The organism is Herbaspirillum sp. C7C8 (assembly GCF_022627875.1).
Classification (GTDB): domain Bacteria; phylum Pseudomonadota; class Gammaproteobacteria; order Burkholderiales; family Burkholderiaceae_D; genus Herbaspirillum.
In genome coordinates, this window is sequence record NZ_JABXGG010000091.1 from 1 (window position 1) to 241 (window position 241).

Consider the following 241-nt stretch of genomic DNA (forward strand, 5'->3'; position numbering starts at 1 on the left):
TTTCTATGACGTCGACCAGCTCAAGCAGTACATGAAGATGTACCAGGTCACGTTCGAAGAGCGCGACCAAGTGCTGCGCCCGCTCGGTGAGCAAGGCTACGAGGCCGTGGGCTCCATGGGCGATGACACGCCGATGGCCGTGCTGTCCCAGCGTGTACGTACGCCGTATGACTATTTCCGCCAGCAGTTCGCCCAGGTGACCAACCCACCGATCGACCCGCTGCGCGAAGCCATCGTGATG

At 61.0% G+C, this 241-nt stretch carries 1 protein-coding gene; it reads left to right on the plus strand.

The genetic code is table 11. The annotated features are described in order from the left end of the window. The coding region (locus HWE01_RS22770) for a glutamate synthase central domain-containing protein (protein ID WP_241822976.1) at positions 1 to 241 on the plus strand (241 nt) is incomplete at both ends.